This is a genomic window from Mycolicibacterium neworleansense (assembly GCF_001245615.1).
Classification (GTDB): domain Bacteria; phylum Actinomycetota; class Actinomycetes; order Mycobacteriales; family Mycobacteriaceae; genus Mycobacterium; species Mycobacterium neworleansense.
The window spans coordinates 3,152,668-3,173,440 of record NZ_CWKH01000001.1; the positions used below are offsets into that span (position 1 = coordinate 3,152,668).

Genomic DNA, 20,773 nt, shown 5'->3' on the forward strand with positions numbered 1-20,773 from the left:
ACGAGATCTACGCAAGATCTTCAACAGAGGCGGACTCGTTGCGCGACAGGTTGATACCGAGGTTGGCAGCGGCACGCTCCAGGTCCTCGTCGTCACCGTCACGCATTTCGATCGCCGCGCCGTCGCTGGAGAGCACCTCGACGTTGAGGCACAGCGACTGCAGCTCCTTGAGAAGCACCTTGAACGACTCGGGGATACCGGGTTCAGGGATGTTCTCGCCCTTGACGATGGCCTCGTAGACCTTCACGCGGCCGACCGTGTCGTCGGACTTGATGGTCAGCAGCTCCTGCAGCGTGTAGGCAGCGCCGTACGCCTGCATGGCCCAACATTCCATCTCACCGAACCGCTGACCACCGAACTGCGCCTTACCACCGAGCGGCTGCTGGGTGATCATCGAGTACGGACCGGTGGAGCGGGCGTGGATCTTGTCGTCCACCAGGTGGTGCAGCTTGAGGATGTACATGTAGCCGACCGTCACCGGGTACGGGAACGGTTCGCCACTGCGGCCGTCGAACAACGTCGCCTTGCCGTCGGCATTCACCATGACGTCGCCGTCACGGTTGGGCAGCGTCGAGCCGAGCAGACCGGCCAGCTCCTCTTCGCGGGCGCCGTCGAACACCGGGGTGCTGACGATGCTGTCGACCGGGGCCGAGTACAGCTGCTCAGGCAGCCTGCTCGCCCATTCCGGCGTTCCAGCGGCGACGTCGATGTTCCAGCCGGCCTTGGCCACCCACCCGAGGTGGGTTTCCAGGATCTGGCCGATGTTCATACGACGCGGCACACCGTGGGTGTTCAGGATGATGTCCACCGGGGTGCCATCGGGCAGGAACGGCATGTCCTCGACCGGCAGGATCTTGCCGATGACGCCCTTGTTGCCGTGGCGTCCGGCGAGCTTGTCGCCGTCGGAGATCTTGCGCTTCTGGGCCACGTACACGCGGACCAGCTCGTTGACACCGGCGGGCAGCTCGTCGTCGTCCTCGCGGCTGAACACGCGGATGCCGATGACCTTGCCGGACTCACCGTGAGGCACCTTCAGCGACGTGTCGCGAACCTCGCGGGCCTTCTCACCGAAGATGGCGCGCAGCAGGCGCTCTTCGGGGGTCAGCTCGGTCTCACCCTTCGGGGTGACCTTGCCGACCAGGATGTCGCCGTCGCGGACCTCGGCGCCGATGCGGACGATGCCGCGCTCGTCGAGATCGGCCAGCACCTCATCGGAGACGTTCGGGATGTCCCGGGTGATCTCCTCGGCGCCCAGCTTGGTGTCGCGGGCATCGATCTCGTGCTCTTCGATGTGAATCGAGGTGAGCACGTCCTCTTCAACCAGGCGGTTGGACAGGATGATCGCGTCCTCGTAGTTGTGACCTTCCCACGGCATGATCGCCACGAGCAGGTTCTTGCCCAGGGCCATCTCACCGTTCTCGGTGCAGGGACCGTCGGCGACAACCTGGCCGGCCTCGACACGCTGCCCGGCGTCCACGATCGGACGCTGGTTGGCACAGGTGCCGTGGTTCGAACGCGCGAACTTGCGCATCCGGTAGGTGTGCCGGCTGCCGTCGTCGGCCATCACGGTGATGTAGTCGGCCGAGACCTCCTCGACGACACCCGCCTTCTCCGAGACGATGACATCGCCCGCGTCGATCGCGGCACGCAGCTCCATACCGGTGCCGACCAGCGGGGCCTCGCTGCGCACCAGCGGAACCGCCTGGCGCTGCATGTTGGCACCCATCAGGGCACGGTTGGCGTCGTCGTGCTCGAGGAACGGGATCATCGCGGTCGCGACAGAAACCATCTGGCGCGGCGAGACGTCCATGTAGTCGACGTCCGACGGGGCCACGTTCTCGACCTCGCCACCCTTACGACGCACCATGACGCGGTCTTCGGTGAAGCGACCGTCGGCGTCGATCGGCGAGTTGGCCTGCGCCACGACGTGGCGGTCCTCCTCGTCGGCGGTCAGGTAGTCGATCTGGTCGGAGACCACACCGTCGACGACCTTGCGGTACGGCGTCTCGATGAAGCCGAACGGGTTGACCCGGGCGTACACCGACAACGAGCCGATCAGACCGATGTTCGGACCCTCAGGGGTCTCGATCGGGCACATGCGGCCGTAGTGCGACGAGTGCACGTCGCGGACCTCAAGGCCGGCGCGCTCACGGGACAGACCGCCGGGGCCCAGCGCCGACAGACGACGCTTGTGGGTCAGACCCGACAGCGGGTTGTTCTGGTCCATGAACTGCGACAGCTGGCTGGTGCCGAAGAACTCCTTGATCGCCGCCACGACGGGACGGATGTTGATCAGGGTCTGCGGCGTGATCGCCTCGACGTCCTGGGTGGTCATGCGCTCACGCACGACGCGCTCCATGCGGGACAGGCCGACCCGGATCTGGTTCTGGATCAGCTCACCCACGGTGCGCAGACGACGGTTGCCGAAGTGGTCGATGTCGTCCACCTCGACCGGGACCTCGACGCCGCCGGGGACGGTCATCGTGGTCTGGCCCTCGTGCAGGCGCACCAGGTACTCGATGGTGGCGACGACGTCTTCCTCGGTCAGAGTCGACGACGTGATCGGCTGGCCGGCGTTCAGCCCCAGCTTCTTGTTGACCTTGTAGCGGCCGACGCGGGCCAGGTCGTAGCGCTTCTCCTTGAAGAACAGGTTCTCCAGCAGGGTCTGCGCGGACTCCTTGGTCGGCGGCTCGCCCGGACGCAGCTTCCGGTAGATGTCCAGCAGCGCCTCGTCGGGACCAGCGGTGCTGTCCTTCTCGAGGGTGCCCATCATGATCTCGGAGAAGCCGAAGCGCTCGGTGATCTGCTCGTTGGTCCAGCCCAGCGCCTTGAGCAGCACGGTGACCGGCTGACGACGCTTGCGGTCGATACGCACACCGACGGTGTCGCGCTTGTCGACGTCGAACTCCAGCCACGCACCGCGGCCGGGGATCACCTTGACGCTGTGCAGCGTCTTCTCGGTGGACTTGTCGATGCTCTCGTCGAAGTACACACCGGGAGAGCGCACGAGCTGGCTCACCACGACACGCTCGGTGCCGTTGATGATGAAGGTGCCCTTCTCGGTCATCATCGGGAAGTCACCCATGAAGACCGTCTGGCTCTTGATCTCACCGGTGTTGTTGTTGATGAACTCGGCCGTGACGAACAGCGGAGCCGCGTACGTCATGTCCTTGTCTTTGCACTCGTCGACCGGCGCCTTGACTTCGTCGAAGCGCGGATCGGAGAAGCTCAGCGACATCGAGCCCGAGAAATCCTCGATCGGCGAGAGCTCTTCGAGCACCTCTTCGAGGCCGCCCTTGGGGTCGGTCTCGCCGCGATCGACAGCCTTCTGGCGCCAGCCGTCCGCTCCGACGAGCCAGTCGAAGGAATCGGTCTGAACGTCCAGTAGCCCCGGAACCTCAAGCGGCTCGCGGAGCTTGGCAAATGAAACTCGGTTCGGTGCTCCTGGGACGGAGTTATTGGTGATAGCGTTCGCTGACTTGCTCTGGCTAGAGACTGCCAAGATGCATCCTTCCAGCACCTCATGCGACTGCGCGGAAGGCCTTCGAAGAGATCCGAGTGCCGGCCCGATCGTCGCTTTTTCTGCGTCGGTTCGGCTGGCTTTGACCTGTCCAGGACCCCATACGCACGGCACAGGACTAGATGCTGAGCAACGCTCAGGCTAGAACATTATGTGCAGATCAGGTGAGGGTGGGCAGGGTGCAGCCAGCGCAACGTCCAACAATAGCGCAAGACCGCCACTTATTCAACGAGCATTCCTCGACCACCACACGACCGCCGCATGAATCGGGTCACCCGGCGCTGGCTGGCGTCCCTCAACCCTTCACACATGCTGCCCAACAGATTGGCCTGTCCATGGCCGTCCGTCAAGAGGTGACGCGCGGTTTGGCCCGGCGAGCTCTCCCCGACAGTGCAGCTTCGGCAAACACCCTGGTGAGCGCCACCCGATGCGGTGGGGTGTGCCCAGCTGTGGGGCATCGCCAGGAACAGCAGGGCGACGGCTAACAGTGCGGAGGATGCCGGCCCGAAGATCAATGAGATCGCCAGCACCACAAGGAGATACGTCGAAGGCAGGTCAGCGATGACGAGAACCGCGACCGTGGGGGCCATGGCGACCGCTCCTACGGTCTGCGAAAACAAGTCAGGCCGGGCCCTCGGGCCCGGCCTGACTTGTTCTGGCTCAGCTCTGGTGCGGCACCTCGATGGCGCCGGTCGGGGCGTCGTCCTCGACCTGGCGGTGGTGGCGCGTGGTGGGCTCGTCGCCGAACTGGTGCACCGGCAATTTGTGCGTGCCCTCCAGGTCGTCGAGGATGGCGGCCTGCGCGGCGGGCGGCAGGGTGTGCAGGATCTCGCGCACCCGGGCCTGGCGCCGCAGGACGCCCTGACGCTCGGGCATACCCGGGGTCGCGGTGAGCTGCGGGGGCACGCCCTCGATCTCCTCGACACCGCCGTCGTGCTGACCGGCATCCAGCATGGCCTGCTCGGCGGCCGCGGTTGCCTCGTCCTTCTCCTCGGACATACCGATCGGACCGATACGACGACCGTTGAGGAACTGCTTGACGACGGGCTCCTCGCTGGTCAGCAGCACCTCGCGGGGGCCGAACATGACCAGCTGCTTGCGGAACAGCATGCCGATGTTGTCGGGCACGGTCCGGGCGATGTTGATGTTGTGCGTCACGATCAGCACCGTCGCGTCGATCTGCGCGTTGATGTCGATCAGCAGCTGCGACAGATAGGCGGTACGGACCGGGTCCAGACCGGAGTCCGGCTCGTCGCAGAGGATGATCTGCGGGTCGAGCACGAGGGCGCGGGCCAGGCCGGCGCGCTTGCGCATACCGCCGGAGATCTCGCCCGGGAACTTGTGGCCGTCATTGGGCATACCGACCAGGTCGAGCTTCTCCATGACGATGTTGCGGATTTCGCTCTCGCTCTTCTTCGTGTGCTCGCGCAACGGGAAGGCGGTGTTGTCATAGATGTTCATCGAGCCGAACAGCGCGCCGTCCTGGAACAGCACACCGAAGAGGGTCCGGATCTCGTAGAGCTCCTTGGCCGAGCACTCCAGGATGTTGGTGCCGTCGATGACGATCGAGCCGCGCTCCGGGCGCAGCAGGCCGATCAGCGACTTCAGGAAGACGGATTTACCGGTACCTGACGGGCCCAGCAGCACGCTGACCTCGCCAGCGGGAATCGACATCGTGACGTCTTCCCAAATCTTTGACGATCCGAAAGATTTGCTCAGCCCCGTCACATCGATCTGGACGCCCATAAAGATCCTTCCGCCTACGGCTCACCCCGCCACCTGCTGCGGCCTGTGGCTTGAGTCACCATAGCGCACGGGACACCGCCCACACATGGATGTCTCCCAATATTCGGGAGTACCCGGGCCCCGATCAGACCAATCCCGCCCATACAAGCAAAGAACCCCCGAATCCGTGGGGATTCGGGGGTTCTTGCGGTCCAGTTCTGGACTACTTGACGGTGACGCTGGCGCCGGCAGCCTCGAGCTTGCCCTTGGCGTCCTCGGCGGCCTCCTTGGAGACCTTCTCCAGCAGCGGCTTGGGAGCGCCGTCAACCAGATCCTTGGCTTCCTTCAGGCCCAGGCCCGAGACGATCTCGCGGACAACCTTGATCACGCCGATCTTCTTGTCGCCGGCACCCTCGAGGATGACGTCGAACTCCGACTGCTCCTCGCCGGCCTCGGCGGCAGCGCCACCGGCGGCGGGGGCGGCCGCGACGGCGACCGGAGCGGCGGCGGTGACCTCGAAGACCTCTTCGAACTGCTTCACGAACTCAGAGAGCTCCAGCAGGGTCATTTCCTTGAAAGCGTCGAGCAGTTCGTCGGTGGACAGCTTGGCCATGTTTATGGTCCTTCCTGATTTTTCTTACAGATGTTGGGGGGTTTGTGCGGTTGCGGTTAAGCAGCTACTAGGCAGCGTCGCTGGCAGCCTTCTTCTCCTGCAGCGCCGCGGCGAGGCGGGCAACCTGAGAAGCGGGTGCGTTGAACAGGCCGGCGGCCTTGGACAGGTTGCCCTTCATGGCACCTGCCAGCTTGGCGAGCAGAACCTCGCGCGACTCGAGGTCGGCGATCTTCTCGACCTCGGCCACGGACAGCGCCTTGCCGTCCATGTAGCCGCCCTTGATGATGAGCGCCTTGTTGTCCTTGGCGAACTTCTTGATCGCCTTGGCGGCGTCAACCGGCTCGCCCTTGACGAACGCGATCGCCGTGGGACCGGCGAACAGCTCGTCGAGGCCTTCAATGCCGGCTTCGGACGCGGCGCGCTTCACCAGAGTGTTCTTGGCGACGGTGTACGAGGCGGAGTCGCCGAGGGAACGACGCAGCTCAGCCAGGTTCGCCACAGTCAGCCCGCGGTACTCGGTGACGACGGTGGCCGTCGACGCCTTGAACTGCTCAGCAATGTCGGCAACCGCCGTGGCCTTGTCAGCCTTGGCCATGCATGCCTCCTTGTGGTGGGTATCGGGCGCTCCACCAACTTTGGGGCCGTGAAATGACGAACGCCCCGACGCAGACAGGTCGGGGCGCAGAGATATCCAGCATGAAACTGGTCTAGCCTCGTCCTCCTGCGTGGGCCGCCGGGACATTTCCCGGACCTTCAACCGATTGCTCGGTGACCGACGGTCTTCGGTGGAACCCGACCAGAGTAGCCGAACACCGACCAATCAGCCAAAACGAGCAAGCCGAGCGCCTCAGCGGGCGCCGGCCAGCACCGCCAACACGAACGCCGCCGCGAGCAGCCCCACGCGCAACCAGTGCAGACGATCCCAGCGCCGGGTCAGCTCGTGGAACTGATCGGGGTCGCCGTCACCATCACCGAATCCCGCTGCGACGCGGTTGTTGATCGGCACCAGCGTGGTCACGGACAACAGCATGACCAGCCCCATCAGCACGACTGCCGTGACGGGCAATGGCCCGGGGCCGAACACGGTGGCACCGAGCAGCAACGCGATGGCCGCCAGGTACCAGAACGGCATCACCGTCCCGAGGATCCGGCTGCCGGTGCCACGCGCCTGCCGGTAGGCGGCCTCGGGCAGTCGCTGCAGGATCGGATTGGTGAACGCGGCGACGCCGAACTCGACGCCCAGCAGCGGTCCGGTAACGATCACGGCGAGAATCTCGACGACTTCCTTCACACCATCGAGCCTGGTCAGTACGCTGCCAAAAAACAAGGTACTGACAAATTAGTCAGTACGGGGAGGTCGGCATGGCGGTTTCGAAGAAAGAGGTCGGCGAGTGCCCGATCGACGCGACGCTGTCGGTCATCGACGGGCGCTGGAAGGGCACGATTCTGTGGCGGTTGGCCGACGGGCCGATGCGCACCGCCGAACTGCGCCGCAGCATCCCCGACATCACCGAGCGCATGCTCATCCGGCACCTGCACGACCTGGTCGACGCGGGGATCATCGAGCGCCACGACGCGGGCACGGTGCCGCCGTGCGTGCACTATTCGATCTCCGACTACGGCAAGACCCTGGAGCCGGTGCTGCACGCCTTGTGCGACTGGGGCCGCACCCACATGGAGATTCAGCGCACTCAGCTGCGGGCCAGGGCCGCCGCACCGACCAGGCCGGCGTCCCCGCCGAGCTCGGCCGGCACCACCCGCAGCCCGCGCAGGAACTCCAGCCCGGCGTAGTCCGACAGCGCCGCGCGCAGCGGGTCGAACAGCAATGCCCCGGATTTGGCCACTCCCCCGCCGATCACCACGAGGTCCAGGTCGCAGACCGCGGCCACCGAGGCGATCATCGCCGCCACCGCGCGGGCGCCACGGCCGAAGGCGTTGAGCGCCAACTCTTCTCCATGATTGGCCGCGTCGCCCAGCGCCTTGGCGTCGGTACCGTCCCATCCCTGGCGCCGGGCCCATCGCACCATGCTCGGTCCCGACGCGATGGTCTCGACGCAGCCGTGCCCGCCGCAGGTACACAGGTCGCCGCCGTCGGGGGCGACGATGACGTGGCCGACGTGCCCGGCGTTGCCGGTGCGCCCGTCGTACGGTGCGCCGTCGAGCACCAGGCCGCCACCGATGCCGGTCGACACCACCATGCCGAGCAGGAACTGCGCCCCCCGGCCCGCACCACACCACTGCTCGCCCAGCGCCATACAGAGCCCGTCGCCGCCGAGCCGCACCGGCAATCCAGTGGCGCCGGCTACCCGGTCGACGATCGGAAAGTGTTGCCACTCAGTGATGTTGATCGGGCTGACGGTACCGTTCGGCAGGTCGATCGGCCCGGCCGAGGCCACGCCGACACCGGTCGCGGCCCCGTCCGCGGTCTGCATGGTGTCGCCCAGCAGCTTCTCGACGACAGCCCACACCGTCTCGGCATCACCGTCCGGGGTCGGCAGCTGGGCGCGGTGGACCAGCGCTCCGTCGGGATCGACGAGGCCGACGGCGATCTTGGTGCCGCCGATGTCGAGCGCCAGGGTCAGGGTCACGTCGGCGCTCCTAGTGCTTGTGCGTGTTGTCCGGCTGACGGGGATCGCCGGGATGTTCATATCCGGGCGCGAGTTCCACCAGGGCCGCGCACCGCGCATCGAGCCACTGCCGGAACGCCTGCCTGCGGGCCGCCGCGCGCAGATGGGCGACGATCCGGTCGTGCACCTGGTCGAGGGACGGCGCCACCGGACGGGTACGCCATCCGTGTGGCCCGGGCTGTGCGTCGGCGAAGCGCAGCGGATTACGTGTGTGATAGGCGGCCACCTCGGCATCCGAAACATCCACCGCCGCAGTGACATCGGCGAAAACCGCACGGGCCCGCGGCGTGCCCAGCACGGCGGCGGCCACACTGCCGATGTCCAGCCGGGCCGCGGTATCGGGCAGCACCTCATCGAGGGTGGGCACACCCCGCTCGGACAGTCCATGCGCGGCCGCCTCGTCATCGATCACCCGTTCGGCCACCACCAGTTGAGTGAGCCACCGACGCAGCTGCCGCCCTTCGCTGGTTCCGGGGCGCGGCAGGGCCGAGGCCCGGTTGCCCGCCCGCAGTGCTGCCTCTCGCTCGTCGATCTGCTTGACCGACACCGGTTTTCCGGCCACCTGTGCGGCGATCTTCATCGGACCGTCACCTTCACCGCGGGTGAGTAGATCAACCGCCCGGCACAACCCACCCGGATCAATGCCCACCATTGCCCAGGCTCGACCCACGACGGTGGTGCGACGTCGAACCCGATCTCGGCGGTGCCGCCCGCGGGCAGCTCGACACCGGCCGCGCCCGGCCCCATCCAGCCCCAGGTTCCCCATGGGCTGATCAGGTGCGCCTCGGCGGCCAGGTCGGTCCGTGCGTCGGTGCCGATCGTCATCGACAGTCGCGCGGTCTCACCGGCCTTGACGTCGACGGCCTCCGGCTCGGAGACCAGCTTGAGCACGTGTGCCGCGGGTTCACCGATCGTGACCACGCAGACGTCCTCGACCACCTGGCGCCACGACGGCGGCAGCGCCGACCCACCTCCGGTCACCGCGAGTTCGGCGCGCAACGGGTACAGCCCGGGCTCGGCTCCGGCCGGGATGCTCAGCACCACATCGGTTTCCAGATGCTCGCCGGGCGGCAGCACATAGGGCAGCTCCGCGGGCTGTACCTCCCATCCGGGCGGTCCGTACAGCCTGACCCGCCCGTGCAGGGCGTCGTCGGTGCAGTCGCTGGCCGCGGTCAGCCGCACGATCACCTCGGTACCAGGTTGCCCGGCAATGCTTTCCGGGTGCAGATACGCGACAGCGGGCAGGCCACCCAACGGCGCGGGGCCGCGATTGTGCAACCAGTACCGGGCGTAGAGCGGCTGTGCCGCCTCGGCCTCGGGCGCCAACCGCTGATGTTCGGCGCGCAGCATCTTGGGAAGGTTGAGCTGGGTGGACACAGTGGCGATCTGGTAGCCGTGCAGCCTCAGTTCCGAGGGCTGCTCCAGTTTTGGTTCCTCCAGCAGGTTCAGGCTCGCGGCGGCCGAGACCGCGCGCAGCCCGGAGCGGATGGTGACTTCGGCCGCGCTGCCGGTGATCTCGACAAGCCGCGCGGTGACCCCGGCGGCCGGATCGGTGGTGCGTACACTGCCCGACGCCAGCGGATTGCCTGCGGCCTTGAGTGCGCCGAGTTGTACGGCGCCGGCCGGCTCGATCTCCAGCAGCGAACCCCAGGCCGGCAGCCCGCCGGCGGAGTCTGAGTCGACGACCACCGGCAGCAGCGGCCGGTTGAATTCGGCGGCGCTCGGTGCGACCCCCACGGCGCGCCAGTCACCGGCGCCGGTCACCAGTGCGTAGTCGAAAGTGTGTGTCCAATGCTGCAATTGGAAGTTGGATCCGTCCGGCGCGGTGCGCCGTGGCGGGTCGATCCAGGTGCCCGACGGCCAGCCGGTGCAGGACCGCATCAGCGACGTGTGCAGGGTGCCGTCCGGGTCGACGGCGAAACTGGGCACACCACGGTTGAGCAGGGCGACCGTGCGGGCCTCGAACGGCTCGGCCGCTGCGGGGGCGTGTTGGGTGACGACGATTTCGGCGTCGCCGAGATCGTCGACCACGTCGTCGAAGTCGCCGGCCAGGATCAGCACCGGCAGGGTCCGCACGCCGCGCAGATCGGCACCGGGCACCCAGTGTTCGGTCAGCGGTGCGGCCGCGGGCACCCATACCCGGGCCGATCCGGTGGCGTCGATCTGGCGTTTGAGTTCGTCGGTGTAGGCGATGTCAGCCTCGGCGAGAACTGCTGCGGTGAAGGGATTTTCATCTGGGCCGCCCAGGGCGAAGCGGGTGTCGGGCAGGTTGGAGTCCACGCTGAGATCGCCGTAGCGGGGCTTGTCGGCGGCGCTGCAGGTGGCGGTGACGCCGGCCCGGACCAGGGCCACCATCAGCTCGCGGGGGTTCGCGCCGTCGGGGGCGACGACCTCGGCCACCGAGACCGCCCGCACCGCGGAGCCGATGCGCACCGTCACCGCCGAGGACAGCCCGAACCAGCCGTAGGCCGGGTTGTCCAGCGTCCACGGGTGTTGCGCGGCATCTACCGCCTGAGCTGACGAACCGTCGTGCAGCAGCCCGAATCCACGGCCGATCACCGCGTCGCCGACCTCGCTGACGGGCAACGCACCGGGCACCGGACAGGGCCAGCGCAGCCGCACCAGGCGGTCCGACCCGACGAATTCGTCGATGACGGTGCGGCAGTCGACGCGGTCCACGCCGGACCACAGCGTGATGATCTGGGTGTAGCGCAGCAGATCTCCGATGCGTCCCCGCACGATCACCCGTTGCCCCAGCGGGCTCTGGTAGCACTGCACGTTCTCGGCGGGGCCGGCCGAGGAGCACACCACCGGCCCCCTGGGCAGCAGGTGCCAGGGACCTTCGCCGGCCTCGGGGTGGGCCGGATACTCCTCGTAGACGGCCAGTTCGTTGCCGACGCCGCCGTCGGCGATGAGCTCCCGTCCGTCGTCCGCCAGCGAGCACACCCCGCCGCCGCGGGCCGCGTCGACGCGCAGCCGGTACCGGCCGTTGGCAATCTCGTCCCCGGCCAGCGGTTCCCAGCCCGGCGCCGTCCCGGAGACGAACTGGTAGGACCGCCAGCCCAGCGACGGCACGTCGCGGGCCAGCCAGCTCACCGTGGCCCCGTCGTGCTCGACGAGCACCGGCACCTCGTTGCCGTCGCTGTCGACCAACGCACCCGGGAAGGGTTCGTCCAGGTGCACGGTGACGATGTCGGTCCGGTTGTGCGCCACGGCGTTCCACACCACTACTGATCCGTCGACCGCCTCGGACAACAAGCCCAACGCATTGTCGCGGGCGGTGACGCCCAGTTCCCAGGCGTCGCGCCAGCCGGTCAGCAGGTCCAGGTAGACCTGGTCGGATTCCGAGCCGGTGATGGCGTCGTGGTGCGCTCCGTAGGCCAGCTGCACCCAGGCCTTGGCCATCGCGGCCTGCGGGTAGTCCGCGCCGCCGAGCAGCCCGGCGAACACCGCGAACCGCTCGGCGTCGAGCACCGCGTCCTCGGCGGCCCGGTTGGCCTGTTTGGTGTCGATGTAGGAGACGTCCTTGCCGGTGTAGATCGGGTTCATGTCGCGGGTCTGCGGGGACGGCGTGATCCCGCGCTCGTCGACCTCGGCCCGCACCGCGCTGAAGAACTCGGACGGTAGCGCGCACACGAACTTCGGCCAGACGTAGCGCGAGTTCCAGTCGCGGTGGATCTGGGTGACCCATTTGTTGGGCGGGGTGTAGTCGGTGCCGACCGGCAGAAGCACGTTGCGGGTCAACGCGACTCGCTTCAGCTTGGTGAACAGCGTGTAGGTGGATTCTTCCGCTTCGGCCAGGGAGGCCGACGAGTCCATCCACCAGCCGGCCGAATAGTGGGCGGGCATGTAGTGGGTGAGCAGTCCCCGGCCAGACGGCGCGATCCACTCGAACTCGCTGGCGAACTGCATGCGCTCGGGGTCGCCGTCGTTCTGCATGGGCCCCCACTGGTGATGCGGTCCGCGCGCCCACGAACTGGAGGTCAGGCCGACGTCGGCCGCCATCCCGGGGAACTGCGGGTCGTGCCCGAACACGTCGAGCTGCCAGGCGGTGGCCGGGTCGGCGCCCAGCACGTCACGCTGGAAACCCATGCCCGACACGAAGTTCCGGATCGCGGTCTCCGGGCTGGTGAGGTTGGTGTTGGGCTCGTTGTAGGTGCCGCCCATGATCTCGACGCGGCCCTCGGCGATGAACCGGCGCAGGTCGGCCCGGTCTTCGGGACGAGCGTCCCAGTAGGGCTTGAGATAGTCCACCTCGGCCAGCACGAACTTGTATTCCGGTTCGCGACGCGCCATTTCCAGGTGCGCGTGTACCAGATCGAATCCGTTGGTCTGGCGGCACTGGCCGGGCGGATCCTCGGTCCACACGCTGGTGTAGGCGGCCTGGGTGTTCCACCACACGGGGTCGTAGTGGAAGTGGCTGATCATGTACATGGTCCAGCCCGGCTCGGCGACGGTGAACTCGAAGTCGGTCGAGCCCGCCCGTGCGCGCCGGATCTCGCCGGGCACACCCGCCTCGACGTCGACGGGCACCTCGACGGTGCCGCCGCCGACCGGGGCGATGGCCTCACCGCAGAGCCCGTCCCCGCTGACCCGAACGGGTGTTGGCGAGGCGCAGTCCTCGTATCGCACCCGAACCAGCTGCCGAGGGGCCTCCTCCGGCCCGGCAAACAGCTCCGTCGTCTCCACTGACGTGACGTGCATCTGGAAAACCCTACGACTTCAAGGCGTCGAAATGTCGACGACGAGCGCCCGGTGATCCGAAATCGGCAGGTGCGGTGCGTCGCATGCGCTGACGGTCAGCGCGGGATCGTCGGTGAGGATGTGGTCGAGTTGCGTCGTCGGCTCATGCGCAGGAAACGTCGGCGCGGCCCCGAGCGGGCGCCAGTGCTCGGGCGCGCCGGAGTTCAGATCTCCCATGAGCAGCCGCGGTCCCGGGAACGCACTCAGATCCCGCACCAGATGCCGCAGTTGCAGCCGGTTCCACCCGGGCACGAACGTCAGATGGGTGTTGGCCACCGTGATCGGGCCGAGCGGGGTGTCGACGCGGGCCACCATCGCCGCCCGGGGCTCCTCGTGCACGATCCGGAATCGGCGGATCCCCGACACGTACATCGGGAACCGGAACGGTATCCGCGGAAGCCGCAGCACCTGCCAGTTCTCGACCGGGTAGCGGGTGAGCAGGGCGATGCCATAGGCGGCCGTTCCGGGTTGTTCTCGCCCGGTCGCGGCCATCCAGGTGGCACCGGGTGTTCCGGAGATCGCGGCGACGAACCGGTGGTGCACGGCGTTCATCGCGCGGGCGGCCACGGCGGTCAGGTCGGCCTTGCCCGAGCGGGGCTGATCGAGGTCGACTTCCTGCAGCGCGAGGATGTCGGCGTCGAGTTCGGACACCGCCTCCGCGAGTCTGCCCAGGTCGACGTCGCCGTGGTGGACACTGCGTCCGTGCAGGATGTTGAAAGTGGCCAGCCGCATGGGTACTCAGTACCCACTACCGCGTCGGCTCCATCATCGACGCCCGAGAACCGGGATGGCACATGCTCGACCGCAACGACGATCTGCGTGACGGGCTGAAGCGCGCCGCATCGGCGTTCAAGGTGTACGGGCCGCAGTTCGCGCTGGCCGGCAGTTATGCGCTGTGGGTCTACGGCGCGCCCGAACCCGTCCACGACGTCGATTTCGTGGTCGCCGAGGCTGACGCCGAGGCCGCCGAGGTGACGTTGCGAAAGGCCGGTTTTCAGATCGTGCACGTTCCCGAGGACTGGTTGTTCAAGGCCTATCCCGACGAGGGTGTCCTGGTGGACGTGCTCTACCAGCTCAACGGGGTGTCGGTGGGCGCGGCCATGCTGGGATCGGCCGAGGTGCACGATGTGCTGGCGATCCGGATGCCGGTGCTACCGCCGACGCTGGTGGTGTCGGAGAAGCTGCGCTCGCTCAACGAACACCACTGCGACTTCGCCGCACTGCTGCCGGCCGCCCGGGCGGTGCGCGAGCAGGTCGACTGGGATGCGGTCCGGCTCGCGACCGCCGACAACGATTTCGCCGCCGCGTTCCTGATGCTCATCGACCGCCTCGGCATCACCTGATTTCTCTGCCGAGCAGACGCGCGGCGACGGCTCCGACGGCGGCAACCACCTCGGGTGGTTCGAGTACCTCGAACTCGTGACCCACGGTGGCGAAGTAGAGCACCATGCGTTCGGGGTCGTCGGCGCCGGCGGTGACGATGCAGGCATCGGGGCCGTCCGCCTCGACGGTGGCCGAGGTCGGTGGAAACTTCTGTGCCACAACCGTTTGCGGCGCGTGGTAACGCACCCGGGCGATGTAGCGGTAGGGCGAGGAGCTGATCGAGCGACGCACGTACTCGGCGGCATCGGGTGCCTCTCGCGGCGCGAAGGTGCTGCCGCGGGCCGCCACCGCCGACATCCGGTCGAGCCGCAGACTGCGCCAGTCGTCGCGGTCGCGGTCGTAGGCCATCAGGTACCAGCGCCGGCCGGTGGTCACCAGCTGATAGGGCTCCAACCGCCGCTGGGTGTGGTTGCCGCGGATGTCGGTGTAGTCGGCGCTGACGTGTTCGTGGTCGCGGCAAGCCCGGGCCAGGGTCATCAGCACGTCGGGTTCCACCGGCGCGTCCGACGAGTTGGGGGCCAGCGTGACGGTGGCGTCGTGCACCGCCGAGACTTGTGAACGCAACCGCGCGGGCATGACCTGGTCGAGTTTGGACAGCGCCCGCAGAGCGGACTCGCCGACGCCGGCGACGCTTCCGCCGGCGGCCAGCCGCAGGCAGACGGCCATCGCGACGGCTTCATCGGGGTCGAGCAGCAGCGGCGGCAGCGCGGCACCGGCTCCGAGCTGGTATCCGCCGCCCTGGCCCTTGCTGGCCTGGACGGGATAGCCGAGCTCACGCAGCCGCTCGATGTCACGGCGGACGCTGCGGGTGGTGACGTCGAGCCGTTCGGCCAACTCTTCACCCGTCCAGACCCGGCGCGACTGCAGCAGTCCGAGGAGTTGCAGCACGCGGCCGGTGGTTTCACTGCTCACGGCCATGCAACCAGTTTGCCGCACTTTTAGGACCGAATCTGTCCTATATGCGTGAGACGGTATTCCCATGTGGACAAACGCCCTAGCCGACCAACTGGACTTCCACTGGACCCATCAGCTCCGCCCGCGCCTGGACGGCCTGACCGACGCCGAGTACTTCTGGCAGCCCGTGCCCGACTGCTGGACGGTTCATCCCGACGGCGCCATCGATTTCAGTTATCCACCGCCGCAACCGGAACCGTTCACGACCATCGCGTGGCGGCTGGCGCACGTGATCGTCGGGGTGTTCGCGATGCGCAACCACTCGCACTTCGGCGGGCCACCGGCCGACTACGAGTCCTGGCCGTACGCCACCGATGCCGCCACGGCCCTGAAACAACTCGACGAGGCCTACCGAAATTGGATCGACGGGGTCCGGAGCCTCGACGAGAATGACCTGGCCAAGCCCGTCGGTCCGGCCGAGGGACCGTGGGCCGAGCATTCGATGGCCGTGCTGATCCTGCACATCAACCGGGAGGTCATCCACCACGGCGCCGAGATCGCCTGCATTCGCGACCTTTACGTACACACCACCAACAACAAGGAGAACTAGAACGATGCCCGGTATGCCCGCACCCGCCGCCGACGAACGCCAGACGCTGATCGAGTTCGTCGCCTTCCAGCAGAACGCCTTCTTCGCCGTGGCCCACGGCCTGACCGACGAGCAGGCCCGCTCCACCCCGTCGGTGAGCGCACTGTCGATCGGCGGGCTGATCAAACATGTCACCGGCATGCAGCAGGGCTGGACGGACCGCGCCGCGCATGCGCCTGGGTTCCCGCCGCCGGATCCCCGGCCGATGGAAGAGCAGATGGCCGACTACGCCGACCAGTACGTCATGCGCGACGACGAGACCCTGGCCGGGCTGCTCGACGCGCTCAAGGCCCAGAATGCCGAGACGTTGCGGGTCCTGGCCAAGACAGAACTCGACACCCCCGTGCCGGTCCCCCACCATGTGCCGTGGTTCCCGCAGGACGTCGACAACTGGTCGGTCCGGTGGGTGGCCATGCACCTGATCGAGGAGCTCAGCCGCCACGCCGGGCACGCCGACATCATCCGCGAATCCATCGACCGCGCAACGATGTACGAGTTGATGGCGGCCGAGGAGCAGTGGCCCGAGACCGATTGGATCAAGCGCTGGCGGCCCGCCGGGGCCTAGCCGGCGGCACCACTGCCGAGCACCAGCCGCAGCGCGTAATCCACCACGGCCTCAAGATCGTCGCCCAGGTTCCCGCCCAGCCACTGCTGGGCGAGCTCGGCCATCGCACCGGTGTACATGGCCGCGCCGACCTGGGCGGCGACGGGGTCCGAGCCCGGATTGAGCCGGCCGCCTTCGGACAGCACGGCCTCGCGCAACAGGTCCTGGGTCGCCGCGCGCCGGGCGGCCAGCACGGGATTGGCCCTGGCGTCGGTGAACAGCACCCGGCCACGCCGCGGATCGGCCGAGCTGAAACCCAGCACCGCGGCGATCCCGGCGCGGGTCCGGGCCGGGAGGGAGTCGTCGGCGCCGGCCATCGCCGCCTCCACGTCGACGGCCAGCGCCGCGCTCACCTGGTCGTACACCGCCCCCAGGAGGTCGTCGACGTCGGCGAAACTCTCGTAGAAGTAGCGGGTGTTCAGGCCGCACTCGCGGCAGACCGAACGCACCGACGTCGCGGCTTCGCCACCGTCTCCGAACAGCCGGAACGCGGCGTCGACCAGCAGCGCGCGGCGTTCGGCGCGGCGGTCCGTCAACGGCACACCGGCCCATCGAGTCGGGCTGGACATTCCCACAGCCTAAGTCTGGTCACGCCCGTACCCAAAATGTATTCTGGCTACAGACGTAACCAGAAGGGGGTCCACGGTGGACATGCCACACCAGGTGCTCGAGCAGATGCTGCAGCGGAAATTCGACAAGGACATTCGCCAGCACTACTTCCGTGGCATGGAGTTCGCCGGTCCGGCCGGCGACCCGGGATGGTTCGGCCCGGGCAGCGCCGTCTGGCACGTCCACTCCCACACCGAGGCCCTGATTTTCGGTCTGCAGTGCGCGGCCTACATGGAACGCCTCGACCCGTCGATCTACTGGATGGGCATGCACCACTCGCGTCTGGTGAAGCGCGACAAGAACGGGACCGCGATCCCCGTCATCGATCCGCAGGGCGCGGCGGTGCGACTGGGCCACTCGATCGCGTTCTTCATCGGCACCGCCTACGGCAACACCGAAACCGCCGAGCGCGTGGCCAAGACCGTCCGCGCCATGCACCACACCATCAAGGGCACCCGCCCCGACGGCGCGGTCTATGACGCCGACGATCCGGACTGGCTGCGCTGGAACTACGCGACCGTGGTGTGGGGGCTGGCCACCGCGCACGAGATCTACCACCCGAATCCGTTGCGCGGCAAGAAACTCGACCGCTACTACGGAGAGTTCATCCGGGTCGGGCATGCGCTGGGCGGCACCGACCTGCCGACCACCAAGGCCGAGACGCTGGACTGCCTGCAGTCCTACCTGCCCAAGCTGGCGCTGACCCACGGCGCGGCCATGGCCACCGGCTCCAACCTGCCGATGCCGCAGAGCGCGGTGGACTGGGCGATCCGCGACACCATGCCCAAGTGGGCCAAACAACTGATCGGGCACACCGATCCGAACCCGATCGAGCGCGCCGCCCGGCGGGCGATGGTGTGGTCGATCATCAACGGACTGCACACCGCCGCGGGCCCCACATTGGAGTTTCGGGCGGCGCGGAAACGCGTCGCCGGCGGAACCACGGTGCCGCACACCGAGCCCACGTATGTGCCCGGAAGCGACCCGGTTCTGAGCCGCGAACAGGTCGAAGAGAGTTTCGCCCCGGTGTGATGCACGGCACAGATGTTTTTGGCCGCACCGTGGCCTTTGAGACACTGCAGCTATGAGCACTACGCCGCCCAAAACCAAGCACCGCGAGGTCGCCAGGTTGAGCCGGGTGCCGTTGCCCGTGGAGGCCGCCCGTATCGGCGCCACCGGATGGCAGATCACCCGCACCGGGGTCCGTGTCGCCGCCAACATGTTCGGCCGCGGATCCCTGCAGCAGAAGATCATCAAGCAGGTGCCCCAGACCTTCTCCGATCTGGGTCCCACCTACGTCAAGTTCGGCCAGATCATCGCGTCCAGTCCCGGCGCGTTCGGTGAGCCGCTGAGCCGCGAATTCCGCAGCCTGCTCGACCGGGTGCCGCCGGCCGACACCGACGAGGTCCACAAGCTCTTCGTCGAGGAACTCGGCGACGAACCGTCGAACCTGTTCAAGAGCTTCGACGAGAAGCCGTTCGCCTCCGCCTCGATCGCGCAGGTGCACTTCGCCACGCTGCACAGCGGCGAGGAGGTCGTGGTCAAGATCCAGCGGCCGGGGATCCGTCGCCGCGTCGCCGCCGACCTGCAGATCCTCAAGCGCGGCGCACAGCTGGTCGAGCTCGCCAAGCTGGGCCGGAGGCTGTCGGCCCAGGACGTGGTGGCCGACTTCGCCGACAATCTCGCCGAGGAGCTCGACTTCCGGCTCGAGGCCCAGTCGATGGACGCCTGGGTCTCCCACATGCATGCCTCCCCGCTCGGCGAGAACATCCGGGTGCCGCAGGTGTACTGGGACCTGACCAGTCAGCGGGTGCTGACGATGGAGCGGGTCACCGGGGTGCGTATCGACGATGTGGCCGCCATCCGCAAGAAGGGCTTCGACGGCACCGAGCTGGTCAAGGCCCTGTTGTTCAGCGTGTTCGAGGGCGGCCTGAAGCACGGCCTGTTCCACGGCGACCTGCACGCGGGCAACCTCTATGTCGATGACAACGGCAAGATCGTGTTCTTCGACTTCGGCATCATGGGCCGCATCGACCCGCGCACCCGCTGGTTGTTGCGCGAGCTCGTCTATGCCCTGCTGGTCAAGAAGGACCATGCGGCGGCGGGCAAGATCGTGGTGCTGATGGGGGCGGTGGGGACGGTGAAGCCCGAAGCGCAGGCCGCCAAGGACCTGGAGAAGTTCGCTACCCCCCTGACGATGAAGTCGCTCGGCGATATGTCGTACGCCGAAATCGGCCGGCAACTCTCCGCGCTGGCCGATGCCTACGACGTCAAACTCCCGCGCGAACTCGTGTTGATCGGCAAGCAGTTCCTCTACGTCGAGCGCTACATGAAGCTGCTGGCGCCCAAGTGGGAGATGATGAACGACCCCCAGCTCACCGGGTACTTCGCCAACTTCATGGTGGATATCAGCCGTGAGCACAAGGATTCGGCCATCGACCCGGACAGTGGGATCGAGGCCTGAGTGGCCAACATGAAAGTGCGTACCGGCTTCGCCAAGTCGTCCGCGGAACCCGGCGATGTCGACATCTACTACGAGGACATGGGCGATCCGAACGATCCGGCGGTGCTGCTGATCATGGGCCTGGGCGCACAGATGTTGCTGTGGCGCACCGGGTTCTGCGAGAAGCTCGTCAGCCAGGGTTTGCGGGTGATCCGGTACGACAACCGCGACGTGGGTCTGTCGACGAAGTTGTCGGGCAAGCGGGTGGACACGCCGCTGCCGCTGCGCATGGCCCGGTCGTTCGTGGGCCTGCGCAGCCCGTCGGTCTACACGCTCGAAGATGTCGCCGATGACGCTGCCGCCCTGCTCGATCACCTCAGGATCGACACCGCCCACATCGTCGGCGGATCGATGGGCGGGATGATCGCGCAGGTGTTCGCATCGCGGTATGCGCAGCGCACCAGGTCCCTTGGGGTGATCTTCTCCAGCAACAACCAGCCGTTGCTACCGCCGCCCGGCATCAAACAGCTGCTGTCGGTGATCACCGGCCCGCCCGCCAATTCGTCGCGAGAAGCCATCATCGACAACGCAGTTCGGATCAGCCGGATCAACGGCAGCCCCGGTTATCCCACGCCCGAGGACGAGATCCGCGCCCAGGCCGCCGAACTGTACGACCGCGCCTATTACCCGGCCGGGATCGCCCGGCATTTCGACGCGATCCTGGGCAGCGGCAGCCTGCGCCACCATGACAAGCGGATCAGCGCTCCCACCGTGGTGATCCACGGCCGCTCGGACCGGCTGATGCGCCCGTTCGGGGGCCGGGCGGTGGCCCGGGCGATCGACGGCGCCCGCCTCGTCCTGATCGACGGGATGGGCCACGAGCTACCCGAACCGGTCTGGGACGAGATCGTCGGCGAGCTCAAGACGAACTTCGCGAGCGCCGAATAGTCTGTGCGTCGGCAA

18 protein-coding genes are annotated in these 20,773 nt (G+C 67.4%); 7 read left to right on the top strand and 11 right to left on the bottom strand.

Going from position 1 to position 20,773, the window contains the following annotated elements; all coding sequences use genetic code 11:
* Nucleotides 1-7: 7 nt before the first annotated feature.
* The 5 genes from rpoB to BN2156_RS15150 all read right to left on the bottom strand — a co-directional run bounded on the left by rpoB (nucleotide 8) and on the right by BN2156_RS15150 (nucleotide 7,149).
* Nucleotides 8-3,520 (bottom strand): DNA-directed RNA polymerase subunit beta, encoded by a 3,513-nt coding sequence (gene rpoB, locus BN2156_RS15125; RefSeq protein ID WP_090515112.1) that lies wholly within the window; start codon nucleotides 3,518-3,520, stop codon nucleotides 8-10.
* 660 nt (nucleotides 3,521-4,180) lie between these two features.
* Nucleotides 4,181-5,266, bottom strand: a complete 1,086-nt coding sequence (locus BN2156_RS15135; RefSeq protein WP_090515115.1) for an ABC transporter ATP-binding protein — start codon at nucleotides 5,264-5,266, stop codon at nucleotides 4,181-4,183.
* Nucleotides 5,267-5,468: 202 nt separating this feature from the next.
* Nucleotides 5,469-5,858, bottom strand: coding sequence for a 50S ribosomal protein L7/L12 (gene rplL, locus BN2156_RS15140; protein ID WP_090515116.1), 390 nt, complete (start codon nucleotides 5,856-5,858; stop codon nucleotides 5,469-5,471).
* A 67-nt stretch (nucleotides 5,859-5,925) separates the two neighbouring features.
* Nucleotides 5,926-6,453 carry a 50S ribosomal protein L10 gene (gene rplJ, locus BN2156_RS15145; RefSeq protein WP_090515118.1) on the bottom strand — a complete coding sequence of 176 codons (528 nt, stop codon included), beginning with the start codon at nucleotides 6,451-6,453 and terminating at the stop codon, nucleotides 5,926-5,928.
* Nucleotides 6,454-6,705: 252 nt separating this feature from the next.
* Entirely contained in the window at nucleotides 6,706-7,149 is a 444-nt protein-coding gene (locus BN2156_RS15150) for an anthrone oxygenase family protein (RefSeq protein WP_090515120.1), read from the bottom strand.
* Nucleotides 7,150-7,220: 71 nt separating this feature from the next.
* Here BN2156_RS15150 and BN2156_RS15155 point away from each other — a divergent pair, with 71 nt between their 5' ends.
* On the top strand, nucleotides 7,221-7,649 hold the full coding sequence (locus BN2156_RS15155; protein WP_090515122.1) for a winged helix-turn-helix transcriptional regulator: 429 nt from the start codon (nucleotides 7,221-7,223) through the stop codon (nucleotides 7,647-7,649).
* Here the strand turns inward: BN2156_RS15155 and BN2156_RS15160 are convergent.
* From BN2156_RS15160 to BN2156_RS15175, 4 genes are read right to left on the bottom strand one after another with little or no spacing between them, the layout of a single operon-like run.
* Nucleotides 7,550-8,446, bottom strand: a complete 897-nt coding sequence (locus BN2156_RS15160) for an ROK family protein (protein WP_090515124.1) — start codon at nucleotides 8,444-8,446, stop codon at nucleotides 7,550-7,552. The two genes, BN2156_RS15155 and BN2156_RS15160, sit on opposite strands and share 100 nt — an antisense overlap.
* A gap of 10 nt (nucleotides 8,447-8,456) precedes the next feature.
* Complete coding sequence (locus tag BN2156_RS15165; protein ID WP_090515126.1) at nucleotides 8,457-9,065, bottom strand: DUF7158 domain-containing protein; 609 nt, start codon at nucleotides 9,063-9,065, stop codon at nucleotides 8,457-8,459.
* Nucleotides 9,062-13,189: a glycoside hydrolase family 38 N-terminal domain-containing protein gene (locus BN2156_RS15170; protein WP_090515128.1), complete on the bottom strand. Its 4,128-nt coding sequence runs from the start codon at nucleotides 13,187-13,189 to the stop codon at nucleotides 9,062-9,064. The genes BN2156_RS15165 and BN2156_RS15170 overlap by 4 nt, the downstream gene beginning before the upstream one ends.
* 18 nt (nucleotides 13,190-13,207) lie before the next feature.
* Nucleotides 13,208-13,960 (bottom strand): endonuclease/exonuclease/phosphatase family protein, encoded by a 753-nt coding sequence (locus tag BN2156_RS15175; protein ID WP_162490804.1) that lies wholly within the window; start codon nucleotides 13,958-13,960, stop codon nucleotides 13,208-13,210.
* A 62-nt stretch (nucleotides 13,961-14,022) separates the two neighbouring features.
* Between BN2156_RS15175 and BN2156_RS15180 the strand changes: the two genes are divergently transcribed.
* Complete coding sequence (locus tag BN2156_RS15180) at nucleotides 14,023-14,571, top strand: hypothetical protein (RefSeq protein WP_090515130.1); 549 nt, start codon at nucleotides 14,023-14,025, stop codon at nucleotides 14,569-14,571.
* Here the strand turns inward: BN2156_RS15180 and BN2156_RS15185 are convergent.
* Entirely contained in the window at nucleotides 14,564-15,529 is a 966-nt protein-coding gene (locus BN2156_RS15185) for a helix-turn-helix transcriptional regulator (RefSeq protein WP_090515132.1), read from the bottom strand. The two genes, BN2156_RS15180 and BN2156_RS15185, sit on opposite strands and share 8 nt — an antisense overlap.
* Nucleotides 15,530-15,590: 61 nt before the next feature.
* On the opposite strand from BN2156_RS15185, the gene BN2156_RS15190 reads away from it, so the two are divergent.
* Together BN2156_RS15190 and BN2156_RS15195 are read left to right on the top strand one after the other, a co-directional pair.
* Nucleotides 15,591-16,115: a DinB family protein gene (locus tag BN2156_RS15190; protein WP_090515133.1), complete on the top strand. Its 525-nt coding sequence runs from the start codon at nucleotides 15,591-15,593 to the stop codon at nucleotides 16,113-16,115.
* Nucleotides 16,116-16,119: 4 nt separating this feature from the next.
* Entirely contained in the window at nucleotides 16,120-16,719 is a 600-nt protein-coding gene (locus BN2156_RS15195) for a DinB family protein (RefSeq protein WP_090515135.1), read from the top strand.
* Here BN2156_RS15195 and BN2156_RS15200 read toward each other — a convergent pair.
* Nucleotides 16,716-17,327 carry a TetR/AcrR family transcriptional regulator gene (locus BN2156_RS15200; RefSeq protein ID WP_090515136.1) on the bottom strand — a complete coding sequence of 204 codons (612 nt, stop codon included), beginning with the start codon at nucleotides 17,325-17,327 and terminating at the stop codon, nucleotides 16,716-16,718. The two genes, BN2156_RS15195 and BN2156_RS15200, sit on opposite strands and share 4 nt — an antisense overlap.
* A 76-nt stretch (nucleotides 17,328-17,403) precedes the next feature.
* Between BN2156_RS15200 and BN2156_RS15205 the strand changes: the two genes are divergently transcribed.
* Genes BN2156_RS15205 through BN2156_RS15215 form a run of 3 tightly spaced genes read left to right on the top strand, consistent with a single transcriptional unit; the run spans nucleotide 17,404 to nucleotide 20,758 of the window.
* Nucleotides 17,404-18,399 (top strand): oxygenase MpaB family protein, encoded by a 996-nt coding sequence (locus tag BN2156_RS15205; protein WP_090515138.1) that lies wholly within the window; start codon nucleotides 17,404-17,406, stop codon nucleotides 18,397-18,399.
* Between the two features lie 52 nt (nucleotides 18,400-18,451).
* Nucleotides 18,452-19,831: an ABC1 kinase family protein gene (locus tag BN2156_RS15210; protein WP_090515140.1), complete on the top strand. Its 1,380-nt coding sequence runs from the start codon at nucleotides 18,452-18,454 to the stop codon at nucleotides 19,829-19,831.
* Between the two features lie 9 nt (nucleotides 19,832-19,840).
* Nucleotides 19,841-20,758, top strand: a complete 918-nt coding sequence (locus tag BN2156_RS15215) for an alpha/beta fold hydrolase (RefSeq protein ID WP_090515972.1) — start codon at nucleotides 19,841-19,843, stop codon at nucleotides 20,756-20,758.
* The last annotated feature ends 15 nt before the right edge of the window (nucleotides 20,759-20,773 follow it).

Bases quoted from the DNA above. Each gene is read 5' to 3' on its own strand.
- BN2156_RS15135 (WP_090515115.1), bottom strand. From the start codon at position 5,266: ATGGGCGTCCAGATCGATGTGACGGGGCTGAGCAAATCTTTCGGATCG.
- rplL (WP_090515116.1), bottom strand. From the start codon at position 5,858: ATGGCCAAGCTGTCCACCGACGAACTGCTCGACGCTTTCAAGGAAATG.
- rplJ (WP_090515118.1), bottom strand. From the start codon at position 6,453: ATGGCCAAGGCTGACAAGGCCACGGCGGTTGCCGACATTGCTGAGCAG.
- BN2156_RS15155 (WP_090515122.1), top strand. From the start codon at position 7,221: ATGGCGGTTTCGAAGAAAGAGGTCGGCGAGTGCCCGATCGACGCGACG.
- BN2156_RS15165 (WP_090515126.1), bottom strand. From the start codon at position 9,065: ATGAAGATCGCCGCACAGGTGGCCGGAAAACCGGTGTCGGTCAAGCAG.
- BN2156_RS15170 (WP_090515128.1), bottom strand. From the start codon at position 13,189: ATGCACGTCACGTCAGTGGAGACGACGGAGCTGTTTGCCGGGCCGGAG.
- BN2156_RS15175 (WP_162490804.1), bottom strand. From the start codon at position 13,960: ATGCGGCTGGCCACTTTCAACATCCTGCACGGACGCAGTGTCCACCAC.
- BN2156_RS15180 (WP_090515130.1), top strand. From the start codon at position 14,023: ATGCTCGACCGCAACGACGATCTGCGTGACGGGCTGAAGCGCGCCGCA.
- BN2156_RS15185 (WP_090515132.1), bottom strand. From the start codon at position 15,529: ATGGCCGTGAGCAGTGAAACCACCGGCCGCGTGCTGCAACTCCTCGGA.
- BN2156_RS15190 (WP_090515133.1), top strand. From the start codon at position 15,591: ATGTGGACAAACGCCCTAGCCGACCAACTGGACTTCCACTGGACCCAT.
- BN2156_RS15195 (WP_090515135.1), top strand. From the start codon at position 16,120: ATGCCCGGTATGCCCGCACCCGCCGCCGACGAACGCCAGACGCTGATC.
- BN2156_RS15200 (WP_090515136.1), bottom strand. From the start codon at position 17,327: ATGTCCAGCCCGACTCGATGGGCCGGTGTGCCGTTGACGGACCGCCGC.
- BN2156_RS15210 (WP_090515140.1), top strand. From the start codon at position 18,452: ATGAGCACTACGCCGCCCAAAACCAAGCACCGCGAGGTCGCCAGGTTG.
- BN2156_RS15215 (WP_090515972.1), top strand. From the start codon at position 19,841: ATGAAAGTGCGTACCGGCTTCGCCAAGTCGTCCGCGGAACCCGGCGAT.